Here is a 12011-nt window from a genome sequence, read left to right as displayed (position 1 = left end):
GTTCTATCAGGATGCTTTGAGTTTTGGATTCGGAATGCCTGAGCAGGACAAGGAGATGAGTCATGAAAGCGGATTGGGATGACGCACCGCGCCGGGTGAAAAAGGGCAGGGAGGACAACAGCGCTGTGCGCTTAATCGGTATCATCGCCGTTCTAGCCGGGGGCCTATTCCTGGTCTTGCTCACCAAGGACTGGGAGCCGGGCAAGACCATCCATTTTGACTGGAACGGAAGCTCAAACGAGGAGCCCGATACCGCCATCAAGCGGGATATGCCGCCGGTCATGGTCGAGCCCGAGCCTCTGTTGACGCGCAGGCAAACCAGTTTCAATGCTGCCAATTACACGCCATCGAACCGGATCAACATCCTCCAGTCCGTGCCGGTTAACCAGCCGCAGCGCTCTGTGAGTACCCGGCAGTACGGGTTGACCGGCTCAATGCCTGCGGCTGTGCATTGGCAGGACGCTAGGGGAAGAAGAACGACCTGGCAGACAAGCTTCACCTTTCAGAACGGCAAGATCGATAACAGAACCTTTTGTCTGAACGTGGGCAAGGGCTCGATCGAATACCTGGAGTGTCGCAAGGGCGCACGGGAATGGCTTAAAAGCCAGTGCCTCAGTTCGGGAAATATGTCTGTCGAGTGGCGAAGGATGGTTTGCCACGCGCATAGCAGTTACCGGACTTGAATCCCGCATCTGGTCAGTTTTACATCTTCTGACGGGCCATTTTGCGGCCCGTCAGCACCAAACCAGTGCAATTCTGCATCGTTGTATCGCCTGCGCTTGTATACAATAACCCCTGCCTTTAATTGACCTTGCCCTGTACAGAGAGACACCCACCCATGAAAGAACGCCGATCACCGTCTGCCGCAGCCCAGGCTGACCCTGATCCTGTTGCTCTCGGCCAGCAGAAGCCTGAAATGAAAGGTTCCAGTCAGCACGAGACGATCTACCGCGCCATCAGCGATGCGGTCATCGAACATCGCCTCAAGCCGGGCGCGCGTTTGCGTGAGGATGCGTTGGCCGAGGTGTTTGGCATCAGCCGTACGGGCATTCGCAAGGTGTTGCAGCGCTTGGCGTTGGAGCAATTGATTACTCTGACGCCGGGCAAGGGTGCTACCGTGGCACGGCCGTCGGCCGAGGAGGCGCGGGAGATTTTTGATGCGCGGCGGATGATCGAGTGCGCGCTGATGGCGCGCCTGGCTACGCGAATCAGCGCGGTAGAAGTGAAACAGCTGCGCGCTGTGGCTCAGCATGAGCAACAGGCGTTGCGCGGGCATGAACAGAGCGCTGCGATCAAGGCATCTGCGGCCTTTCATGCACGCCTGGCGGAGTTGGCGGGCAATCAGACGTTGGCGCCGTTTGTCGCACAGTTGTGTTCGCGTTCGTCATTGATACTGGCGGTGTATGGCCATTCGGGTGATCTGGGTTGTGATTGCAATGATCATAACTTCCTGGTGGATCTGCTTGAGGCCGGAGATAGCGACGGTGCGGCGGAATTTATGCACAAGCACCTGCACGCGATCGAGTCATCGCTGTCCATCGACGAAGTGGTTGATGAGACGCCGGATTTGCGTGATGTATTTGCGGTTTATCGGGATGCCGGGGCGAGATAGTCAAGAAGAGCGGGCAGGCAGTCTTGTAGTGTTGCACGGTAAGGCTGGCCTTGGTTTCAATCAAGGCCAGCCGATACTCACGGTTTACTGACGGAAACGCTGGCAGGGCGCCCAGTGTTTCATCAGCAGGTAGTAGGTCACACCCGCCGGTATGAGGCTAGCGTACCAGGATACGGACGAGAACGTCAGCGCTACAACCACGCCGACCACCGTCGCGATTAGCGCCGCGTAATTCATACCACTGTAAGGTCCCTGGGCGTTGTACAGATGCTCCAGATTCAGCGTGCGCTTGCGGATCAGATAGTAGTCGACCACCAGAATGGCAAAGATCGGACCCAGGAACGCCGAGTAGGTTTGCACAAACACTTGCAGGCCGGCGGCTGATTCTGCGGTCACCAGTTTCCACGGGAAGGTGGCGAAGGCCAGCAGGCCGACGATGATGGTAGCCGGGCGGAACGACAGCTTGAACACATCCATTAGAATATAGGTCGGCGGCACTACGTTGTTCAACACGTTAGTGGTGACCTGGGCGAAGGCGATAAACAGCAGTGTGGTCATCAGTAGCGGCGTATTGTCCACCGCGTTGGCGAACACCTGAATAGGATCGGCCACGCCAGTTGCTTCCGAAACCATGTACCCGATCAGGCCCATAAACAGCGTGCAGGGCAGGATCGACATTGAATAGATGATGGTCAGCAGCGATGGGCTGGAGCCGTGTTTGTGCTCACGCGAGTAGTCGCTGACGTTGAGGATCATGGTGCTGTAGATGCCTAAGAACAACATGGTTGCGCTCCAGAACGGCAAGCCCCAGGAACCTTCCATGGTCAGCAGGTTGGTAGAGAGCTCATTGCCGTAACGCTGAACAGTGCTGTAGAACATGTACACCAGCGACGCGAGAATAAAGGCGCTACCGATGTTCTCCAGCCATTTGATGCCCTGAAAGCCCATGACCGAGAGGCCTATCTGCAGGATCTGGAAGGTGATAAAGAAGAACACCAGATTGTCGAAGCCGAACAGCGTGGTGGAGACCATGTTCAATGCGCCGGCACCGATCCAGCTCTGAAAGCCGTACCAGACGATCGCCGGTACTGCGCGAACCAGACCCGGTAAACGGGTGCCGGCAAAGCCAAACGCAGCGCGCGCCTGCACCATGAACGGAATGCCGTATTTGTAGCCCGCTGCACCATTTAGGGCCAGCGCAATGCCGATAACGAAACAGCCGATGGCGATGGCGAGGGTGGCCTGGATCAGGTTGAGGCTGCCGACAACGCTGGAGCCCATGGTGAAAGTACCGATGGAAACGCAACCGCCGAACCAGGCCAGCAGGTAGGAAACGCGCCCCATGATACGGGTTTGCTGGGGTGCCAGCGATTCTTCCCCAGGTGCTTTGGTAGCCGCCTGGCCGACCGGCCCGGTTAGTGTGTTGGATTCGCTGCTCATGAGGCGACCTCGCTAACTTTATTGTTCATTATTCTCTCCATGGTTTTGTTTTTATGCGTAGTGCAATGTTTATTCCAGTTTCAGGTTGGAATAGCTCTCGAAGCGCCCGATGAAGGGCTTTGGACGGGGGAAGGCGAGATCGCCGTATTTGCTGGTGCCCAGCCCAAGCCCAACGATGGCTTCGGCCAGTTTGATCGCGGCGGTCACGCCTTCTACTACCGGCAGGCCGACGGCCTCGCTGATCTTTGGCGTGAGATCGGCCATGCCGCCGCAGCCCAGCACGATGGCGCCGATGTTGTCTTCATGCTTGGCGCGCAGGCATTCGTCGATGATCAATTCCAATGCCCTGTCAGGGTTGTCTTCCAGCTCCAGCACTGGGATGTCGGCCGCGCGAATACGTCGGCAGTTATGGCTGAAGCCGTAACTTTCCAACAGGTGTTCGGCGATGATCATGGTGCGGGGCAGAGTAGTGACGATGGAAAAGCGCGTGCTGATCAGGCTGGCCATATGAAAGGCGGCCTCGGCAATGCCAATGACCGGCGCGCGGGTTAGCTCACGGGCTGCGTAGATGCCCGGATCGCCGAAGCAGGCGATCACATAGGCGTCGGTATCCTCGCGCTCGCCTGCTAGCACTTCCTCAATCACGCCCAAGACGCTGACGGCTTCATCAAAATGGCTTTCAATCGACACTGGGCCACTGTCGGGCTGGCAGGCGGTAATGCGCGTGCCAGGCGAGGCTACGGCCCTGGCAGCTTCTCCGATGGTGTCCGTCATGGCTTGTGTGGTGTTCGGATTGATGACGCGGATATGCATGGCGTTGGCCTGTTTTAGATTTGTACACAAAAGATGAGTTTAATTGTATACAATCGTTCTGGTCAAAAACTAAAAATGCAATTGGGTTTTCAATTGGTCTAAAAAGGTTATGCAGTCATGAACATTCATGCTAATTACCCGCGGGATCTGCTCGGTTACGGTCGTAACCCGCCGCATGCCAAATGGCCGGGTCAGGCCCGCATCGCCGTGCAGTTCGTGCTCAACTATGAAGAGGGTGGCGAGAACTGCGTCCTGCATGGCGACAGCCATTCGGAAAGGTTCCTGTCGGAAATTGTTGGGGCTGAGGCTTTCCCGGCGCGGCACCTGAGCATGGAGTCGATTTATGAATACGGCTCTCGTGCTGGTGTATGGCGTATTCTTAACGAGTTTGAAAAGCGCGGCCTGCCGCTAACGGTATTTGGCGTGGCCATGGCGCTGGAACGCCATCCCGAAGTGGCCATGGCGTTCAAGGAGCTGGGGCACGAAATTGCCTGCCACGGCTGGCGCTGGATTCATTACCAGGATGTGCCCGAGGCTGTTGAGCGCGAGCATCTGCAACGGGCAATGGAGATATTTCAGCGTCTGTATGGCGAGAAGCCGCAGGGCTGGTATACCGGCCGCGACAGCCCGAATACCCGGCGTTTGCTGCTGGATGAGGGCAGCTTTTTATATGACAGCGACTATTACGGTGACGATCTGCCGTTCTGGACCCGCGCCGCCGACAGTCAGGGCGAACTGCATAATCACCTGGTAGTGCCCTATACGCTGGACACTAACGATATGCGCTTTGCCTCGCCCCAGGGTTTCAACACCGGGGATCACTTCTTCAGCTATCTGAAGGATGCCTTTGACGTACTTTATGAAGAGGGAAGCGAGCAGCCGAAGATGCTTTCGGTAGGGCTGCACTGCCGGTTAATCGGCCGGCCCGGGCGCTTCCGTGCGCTGCAGCGATTCCTCGATTATATCGAGACCCACGACCGGGTCTGGGTGACCCGCCGTATCGACATTGCCCGTCATTGGGCCGAACACCATCCCGTTTAAGAATTCCGTATTAAGGAACCATCATGGCCCAGCGTCCGAACGAACCCAGAACCTATTTTGCCCCCACCGGCGGGCATCCGCCGCAAACGCAGCTTTTGACTGACCGTGCGGTATTTACCGAGGCCTATGCCGTCATCCCCAAAGGCGTAATGCGTGACATCGTCACCAGCCATCTGCCGTTCTGGACTGGAACGCGCCTGTGGGTGCTGTCGCGTCCTTTGACCGGCTTTGCTGAAACCTTCTCGCAGTACATTATGGAAGTGCAGCCCGGTGGCGGCAGCGATAAGCCAGAAACCGATCCAGGTGCAGAAGCCGTGCTGTTTATCGTTGAGGGCGAGCTAGCTCTGACCCTGGACGGCCAGGTGCACAACATGCAGCCGGGCGGTTACGCTTTTATTCCACCGGGCAGTGACTGGACGGCGCGTAACGGCTCGGATGCCACGGTGCGCTTCCACTGGATTCGCAAGGCCTATGAGAAAGTCGAGGGCATCGAGGTGCCAGAGGCGTTTGTTACCAACGAAAATCTGGTTGATCCTCTGGTCATGCCCGACACTAATGGCTGCTGGAGCACCACGCGCTTTGTCGATACCCAGGACATGCGCCACGACATGCATGTGAACATTGTCAACTTCCTGCCCGGCGGTGTGATCCCCTTTGCCGAAACCCACGTGATGGAGCACGGCCTTTATGTGCTGGAAGGCAAGGCCGTGTACCTTTTGAATAAAGACTGGGTGGAAGTGGAGGCGGGTGACTACATGTGGTTGCGCGCCTTCTGCCCGCAGGCCTGCTACGCCGGCGGCCCTGGCCCGTTCCGCTATTTGCTGTACAAGGATGTGAACCGTCATATGAAACTGCCGACCTACGGCAGTTAAGCGGAGATTCTGATGAGCACTGACCCGATTTTGCAACTGACCGCCGTGCCACTGACGCCCGAGGCCTTCATGGCCTTTGGCGATGTGATTGACCATCGCGGTGCCGAGTTCTTTATGATCAATAGCGGCCGCACTCGTCGTTATCATGATCTGGCCAAGGTCGAGACCCTGGGCGAGGAGGCCAGAACGCTGATCAGCCTCTTCGTCAGTCAGCCGGTGGAAATGCCGCTGGAATTGACCTTTGTCGAGCGTCATCCGCTGGGCAGTCAGGCTTTTGTACCGCTGCACGGCGAACGTTTTGTGGTCGTGGTGGCGCCACCGGGCGACGTGATTGATCCCGCTCACGTGCGCGCTTTCGTGACCGATGGTCGGCAGGGTGTGAACTACCGTGCCGGAACCTGGCACGCGATTCAGTCGGTGCTCGAGTCCGAGGGCGAGTTTCTGGTGGTTGATCGCGGCGGCGCTGGGCACAATTGTGACGAGTATCCGTTGGCCATACGGGTGACGCTGGGCTGAATCTGCTGGTTTAGCCTGTCAATATGTTCTTTGACTCTGTTTTGATGTTGCTCAGAGCGCTGTGATCCAGCGCTCCTAGCTGTCTTACCGCTGGACTCAGCGGCTCTCCAACCGCTGGTCCGTGAGCCGCCCTTCGGCTCAGTGGTGTCTTAGAGCGCTTCGCTCTCGGCTTCCTGAGTGCTGCTGCTGTTAGCGTCTGGCAGGTGGGTGCGAACGAAGGCTTCCTGGCCTTCCAGCTCCAGCACGCGGGAGGTGTTGAGGCGCAGTTCACGTAGTAGCTCCGGGTTCTCGGCCAGTTTCATGTCCAGGGAGGGAATGATTTCCTTGAGCTTGGCCTGCCACTCGGCGCTTTCTACCTGCTCTGGGAAGACTCGCTTCAGCAGATTAAGCATAATCGGCGGGGCGGTGGAAGCACCCGGAGACGCGCCCAGCAGGGTCGACATAGTGCCGTCTTCAGATACCACTACTTCGGTGCCGAACTGCAGCTTGCCGCCGTCATCGGTTTTCTTGATGATCTGCACGCGTTGGCCAGCACTCCACATTTCCCAGTCATCGGGGTTGGCTTCTGGGTAATACTCGCGCAGGGAATCGATACGATCATCGCGATCCTGAAGTACCTCGCTAACCAGATAGCGCACCAGATTGAAGTTACCCAGCGCCACTTGCATCATCGGCCAGACGTTGCTGAAGGTCATGGAACTGAACAGATCGGTCCAGGAGCCTTCTTTCAGGAACTTGGTCGAGAAGGTCGCGAAGGGCCCGAAGAACAGCGTGGGCTTGCCGTCAAGGTAGCGCAGGTCAAGGTGTGGCACCGACATTGGCGGCGAGCCTTCAGCGGCCAGGCCGTAAACCTTGGCAGTATGGCGCGAGACCACTTCTGGGTTGGTGGTGTACAGGAACGAGCCGCCCACCGGGAAGCCTGCGTACTGCTTGGCCTCGGGGATACCGGATTGCTGCAGCAACAGTAATGCAGCACCGCCAGCGCCGTTGAACACGTAGCGGCTGTTTACAACGCTGGTCTCGCCGCTTTCAACATTGGCGACGGTAACCCGCCAGGTGTCATCCTCATTACGTTCCAGCCCGCGTACTTCGGTACTGGTGGTCAGCGTTACGTTTGGCTGGGTGGCCAGGTGTTCTGCCAGCTGGCGTGTGAGTACGCCCCAGTTGAGCTCGGTGCCCAGATCCATGCGGGTGGCCGCCATGGGGGTGCCTTCCTCGCGGCCGGCCATTACCAGGGGCATCCACTCGGCGATGGTGGCTTCGTCGTCGGTGTATTGCATGCCGGCGTACAGCGGGTTCTCTGACATGCGCGCATAGCGCTCAGTGAGAAAATCGATATTCTCCTGACCCCACACCACACTCATATGCGGCACATTGGAGATAAAGCTGGAGGGATCCTGCAAAACGCCGCGCTCGACCTGGTGGGCCCAGAACTGGCGCGAGATTTCAAACTGTTCGGTGACGTTAATGGCGCGTGCGATATCCACGCTGCCGTCATCGTCTTGCGGAGTGTAATTCATCTCGCAGAAAGCCGAATGGCCGGTGCCGGCGTTGTTCCAGCCGTCGGAGCTTTCCTGGGCGATGCCGTCCATGCGCTCAAAAAGCTGGATGTTCCAGTCGGGCTCCAGCTCATTGAGCCAGGTGCCCAGCGTCACACTCATGGTGCCGCCGCCGATCAGAACGACGTCGACGACGTCACTGGGCGCGGTCTCGTCTTCGGCGGCCAGCACATAACCTGGCAGCAGACAGAGGTGCAGGCATAGCGCTGCGGTAAGTTGCTTTTTCATGACGGTCTCGATTTGCTGAGTGGCTTAAACACCTACCGGCGCGCTGGGCCGATCCATCAAACGAGGGGTGGGCCGTAAACGTATTGGTGATGTGTAAGACTATGGACCGCGGATGGTAGGGTTCTGCTGCACTGACCACAAGCGAAAGCGTTGGTTGATCAGGTTTTAACGCCCGATGCAGCACACCAGGCGTTTCAGCCATACCAGCGGCAAAGCTGTTCAGGCCTGGACAAGGTCCAGACCTGCTTGAGTATTACTCAAACACCGGCAATACCTGACCCTGATACTTCTCTTCAATGAACGCTTTCACTTCGGGGCTGTTCAGTGCTTTGGCCAGTTTCTGAATCGCATCGCTTTCGCTATTGTCCGAATGGGCGACCAGAATATTGACGTAGGGTGACTCGGCACCTTCAATCACCAGCGCATCTTCAGTCGGGTTCAGCCCAGCTTCCAGCGCATAGTTGGTATTGATCAGCGCCAGATCTACCTGCTCGAGGACGCGTGGCAGGGTGGCTGCCTCGAGCTCGCGAATGCGAATGCGCTTGGGGTTCTCGGCGATATCACGCGGGGTGGACAGAATATTGCCTTCATCCTTCAGGGTGATCACACCGGCCTTTTGCAGCAGCAGCAGAGCACGGCCGCCATTGGTTGCATCGTTGGGGATCACGACGTTGGCGCCTTCGGGCAGGTCATCCAAGCTCTTGATCTTGCGCGAATAGGCGCCGAAGGGCTCCACATGTACACCGGCCACGCTCACCAGGTCGGTACCACGGCTGCTGTTGAACTCTTCCAGGTAGGGCAGGTGCTGGAAGAAGTTGGCATCCAGGCGCTTTTCTGCGACCTGCACGTTGGGTTGCACGTAATCGGTGAATACGCGGATATCCAGTTCGACACCCTGTTCCGCCAGCGCCGGTTTAACGAACTCTAGAATCTCGGCGTGGGGCACGGCGGTGGCCGCAACGGTGATTTTCTCGGCGGCGAACACGGGCAGCGAGGTTAGAACCGCGGCAGCGGCAAAGGCAGTCAGTAATTTCTTCATATCAAGCTCCTTGTGGGATAACACGCAGGCTTGCGGCGGATAGCCGGTAGCCTGCCTTCTTTGTTGCAATAATAAACAGTTGCGCTCAAGGCATGGTCACTTGCGGGAAAAATGCACCACCAGGCGGTCGCCGATGCTTTGCAGCACCTGTACCAGCACTAGCAGCAATACCACCGTCACCACCATGACATCCGGCTGGTAGCGCTGATAGCCATAACGCACTGCCAGATCACCCAGCCCGCCACCGCCGATAAGGCCCGACATGGCGGTATAGGACACCAAAGTGATCGCGGTGACCGTGACTGCGGCGATGATGCCCGGCAGGGCTTCGGGCAGCAGGGCATTGACCACAATCTGCCGTGGGGTAGCACCGGCCGCCTGGGTGGCCTCGATAATGCCGCGGTCAACTTCGCGCAGGGCGGTTTCAACCAGTCGGGCAAAAAACGGTGTAGCACCCACAACCAGTGGCGGAATAGCGCCTGCCACCCCCAAAGAGGTGCCTGTGACCATCACGGTAAAGGGGATCATCACGATCAGCAGTATCACAAAGGGCACCGAGCGAAAGATGTTCACCAGCAGTGATAGCGCCTGATAGAACGACTTGTGCTCGAACATCTGCCGTGGCCCGGTCAGAAACAGCACCACCCCTAGCGGCAGCCCGAGCAGCGCGGTAAACAGCATCGACCCGCCGAGCATGGCCAGGGTGTCCAGGCTGGCCTGCCAGATCTCCGGCCAGATCACATTGGGAAACAGGGCATTCATCAGCGCAGGACCTCCAGATGCACATCGGCCTGGGTAAAACAGCCCAGCGCGGCATCAATATCGCCACCGGTGAGCGCCAGTGTCAGTTGACCATAGGGGGTATCTTTGATGCGGTCGATGCGGCCCGCCAGAATGCTGTAGTCCACGCCGGTTTCCCTGGCTACGCTGCCCAGCAGCGGCGCATAGGTGGCGTCACCACTGAAGGTCAGGCGCACTATGCGGCCCTCGACATGGGCGAAGTCATCACGCTGCTCGCCCTCATCCTCCTGCTCGTCTTCGCGCACGAATCGTCGTGTGGTCGCGTGCTGGGGGTGGAGAAAGACATCGGTGACGGCTCCCAGCTCGACAATCACGCCGGTATCCATGACCGCCACGCGGTCGCAGGCACGACGAATAACATCCATTTCGTGGGTGATCAGTATGATCGTCAGGTTCAGTTCACGGTTGATCTGCGTTAGCAGTTCCAGCACCGAGGCGGTCGTCTGCGGGTCAAGTGCACTGGTGGCCTCGTCGCACAGCAGCACCTTGGGGCGCGTCGACAGAGCCCGGGCAATGCCGACCCGCTGCTTCTGGCCACCGGACAGCTGCGCCGGATATTTGTTGGCATGCTCGCTGAGCCCTACACGCGCCAGCAACTCGGCCACGCGAGCCTTTATTTGTGCCCGGTTTAGCTCACCAGCCAGCTTTAGCGGCAGTGCTACATTATCGGCCACGGTCTTGGATGACAGCAGGTTGAAGTGCTGGAAAATCATGCCGACTTGCCGACGAAACTGGCGTAATCCCTTGGCGTCCAGCTGGGTCACGTCTTCGCCATCAATGACGATTCGGCCACCCGAAGGCTCCTCCAGCCGGTTGATCAAACGCAGCAAGGTGCTTTTGCCGGCTCCGGAGTGGCCGATAATGCCAAAGACTTCGCCACGAGCGACATGCAAGTCTGTCGGCTGCAACGCGGTCACTGACTGGCCGCCGACACGATAGGCCTTGTGGACCTGCTCAAAATCAATCACGCATTACCTTCCAATGTACCAAGCCCTGCTGTGGATGACGGGCCCGAAAGGCGGCTAGTTTACCTGCCATGGCTCATGCCGTAAAAATCTTTATCGGCCTATGGTTATAACCAGAGTGGATGGATAGCCCAGTGAAAAGCCGGGCAAACGCTTGGCCAACGCTATGATTGTCAAACCTAAGACAGACTTGCCCAATGCATTAAGGCTATTTTTCGTCATTTTGCGGGACAGTTGTCGCCCGCTGGCAACGGAGAAAGCTGTTATGTCATTTACATCCAAGGTTGTGTGGATCACCGGTGCGTCATCAGGCATCGGTGAGGCGCTGGCGAATGCACTGCTGGCACAGGGAGCGCAGGTGATCCTTTCCGGGCGGCGTGCTGATGCGCTGCAAGCGGTGGCCGCCCAGGCCCCAGAGCGGACGCTGGTGCTGCCTTTCGAGACCACCGACTACGAGCGTCTGCCGGACCTGGTCGAGCAGGCCTGGAACTGGCGCGGGCGCGTTGATCTGCTGATCAACAATGCCGGTATCAGCCAGCGCAGTCTGGCGCTGGATACCGCATTTGAGGTCTACCGGCGGTTGATCGATGTCGACTATCTGGCCCCGCTGGCGCTGACTCAGGAATTGTTGCCGCGCATGGTGGAGCAGGGCGGTGGGCAATTGGCGGTGGTGAGTTCGGTCGCGGGCAAGGTGGGTACCGCGCTGCGCACCGGATACTGCGGCGCCAAGCATGCGGTGGTGGGTTATTTCGAGGCGTTGCGTGCGGAGGTAGAAGAAGCCTACGGAATTGGCGTGAGCGTTATTCTGCCGGGCTCGGTGCGTACCGCCATTGCGCTGAACGCGCTGGAAGGCAGCGGCACGGCGCGGGGACGCTCGGACACTAATATCGACAATGGCATCGACCCGGTGGCCGCAGCGCAGACTATTCTGGACGGCCTGAGCGCCCGCCAGCATGACATCGTGGTGGCCGAGGGCATGGAGCTGGGCGCGCTGCAACTGCGTGTCGCCGATCCGGCAAAACTGTTCAGCGTCACCGCGAAGGAAGGCGCCCGCTTGGCTAAGGTGCGTGCCGAGCTGGGTGCGGGTGCTTCGGTCGATCCGCTTGCGGTGAACCAGCAGTAAGC

Annotated in this window: 12 protein-coding genes; 6 read left to right on the top strand and 6 right to left on the bottom strand. The window is 58.4% G+C overall.

The window, feature by feature from the left end:
• Window positions 1-62: 62 nt before the first annotated feature.
• Together K787_RS0114140 and K787_RS23220 are read left to right on the top strand one after the other, a co-directional pair.
• The gene (locus K787_RS0114140) at window positions 63-683 is read left to right on the top strand and encodes a hypothetical protein (protein WP_022963457.1); all 621 of its coding nucleotides are present in this window, start codon (window positions 63-65) and stop codon (window positions 681-683) included.
• A gap of 233 nt (window positions 684-916) precedes the next feature.
• On the top strand, window positions 917-1612 hold the full coding sequence (locus tag K787_RS23220) for a GntR family transcriptional regulator (RefSeq protein WP_022963456.1): 696 nt from the start codon (window positions 917-919) through the stop codon (window positions 1610-1612).
• An 84-nt stretch (window positions 1613-1696) separates the two neighbouring features.
• On the opposite strand, the gene K787_RS0114130 is transcribed toward K787_RS23220, so the two are convergent.
• Both K787_RS0114130 and K787_RS0114125 read right to left on the bottom strand, forming a co-directional pair.
• Window positions 1697-3052, bottom strand: coding sequence for an NCS1 family transporter (locus tag K787_RS0114130; protein ID WP_022963455.1), 1356 nt, complete (start codon window positions 3050-3052; stop codon window positions 1697-1699).
• Between the two features lie 69 nt (window positions 3053-3121).
• Window positions 3122-3865 (bottom strand): aspartate/glutamate racemase family protein, encoded by a 744-nt coding sequence (locus K787_RS0114125; RefSeq protein ID WP_022963454.1) that lies wholly within the window; start codon window positions 3863-3865, stop codon window positions 3122-3124.
• 123 nt (window positions 3866-3988) lie between these two features.
• Here K787_RS0114125 and puuE point away from each other — a divergent pair, with 123 nt between their 5' ends.
• Genes puuE through K787_RS0114110 form a run of 3 tightly spaced genes read left to right on the top strand, consistent with a single transcriptional unit; the run spans window position 3989 to window position 6294 of the window.
• Complete coding sequence (gene puuE, locus K787_RS0114120; RefSeq protein WP_235801945.1) at window positions 3989-4906, top strand: allantoinase PuuE; 918 nt, start codon at window positions 3989-3991, stop codon at window positions 4904-4906.
• A gap of 23 nt (window positions 4907-4929) precedes the next feature.
• Complete coding sequence (locus tag K787_RS0114115; RefSeq protein WP_022963452.1) at window positions 4930-5778, top strand: bifunctional allantoicase/(S)-ureidoglycine aminohydrolase; 849 nt, start codon at window positions 4930-4932, stop codon at window positions 5776-5778.
• Window positions 5779-5805: 27 nt separating this feature from the next.
• Entirely contained in the window at window positions 5806-6294 is a 489-nt protein-coding gene (locus K787_RS0114110) for an ureidoglycolate lyase (protein WP_028614947.1), read from the top strand.
• Between the two features lie 149 nt (window positions 6295-6443).
• Here the strand turns inward: K787_RS0114110 and mqo are convergent, their stop codons facing one another.
• The 4 genes from mqo to K787_RS0114090 form a co-directional block, all read right to left on the bottom strand.
• Window positions 6444-8081 (bottom strand): malate dehydrogenase (quinone), encoded by a 1638-nt coding sequence (gene mqo, locus K787_RS0114105; protein ID WP_022963450.1) that lies wholly within the window; start codon window positions 8079-8081, stop codon window positions 6444-6446.
• A 253-nt stretch (window positions 8082-8334) separates the two neighbouring features.
• Window positions 8335-9120: a MetQ/NlpA family ABC transporter substrate-binding protein gene (locus K787_RS0114100; protein WP_022963449.1), complete on the bottom strand. Its 786-nt coding sequence runs from the start codon at window positions 9118-9120 to the stop codon at window positions 8335-8337.
• 96 nt (window positions 9121-9216) lie between these two features.
• Window positions 9217-9882 carry a methionine ABC transporter permease gene (locus K787_RS0114095; RefSeq protein WP_022963448.1) on the bottom strand — a complete coding sequence of 222 codons (666 nt, stop codon included), beginning with the start codon at window positions 9880-9882 and terminating at the stop codon, window positions 9217-9219.
• Window positions 9882-10889, bottom strand: coding sequence for a methionine ABC transporter ATP-binding protein (locus K787_RS0114090; RefSeq protein ID WP_022963447.1), 1008 nt, complete (start codon window positions 10887-10889; stop codon window positions 9882-9884). Before K787_RS0114090 ends, K787_RS0114095 begins: the two co-directional genes overlap by 1 nt.
• A gap of 262 nt (window positions 10890-11151) precedes the next feature.
• On the opposite strand from K787_RS0114090, the gene K787_RS0114085 reads away from it, so the two are divergent.
• Window positions 11152-12009 (top strand): SDR family NAD(P)-dependent oxidoreductase, encoded by an 858-nt coding sequence (locus K787_RS0114085; RefSeq protein ID WP_022963446.1) that lies wholly within the window; start codon window positions 11152-11154, stop codon window positions 12007-12009.
• The last annotated feature ends 2 nt before the right edge of the window (window positions 12010-12011 follow it).

Origin of the sequence: Halopseudomonas pelagia CL-AP6 (assembly GCF_000410875.1) — a bacterium.
GTDB lineage: Bacteria > Pseudomonadota > Gammaproteobacteria > Pseudomonadales > Pseudomonadaceae > Halopseudomonas > Halopseudomonas pelagia.
This window is presented reverse-complemented; position numbering and strand designations above follow the sequence as displayed.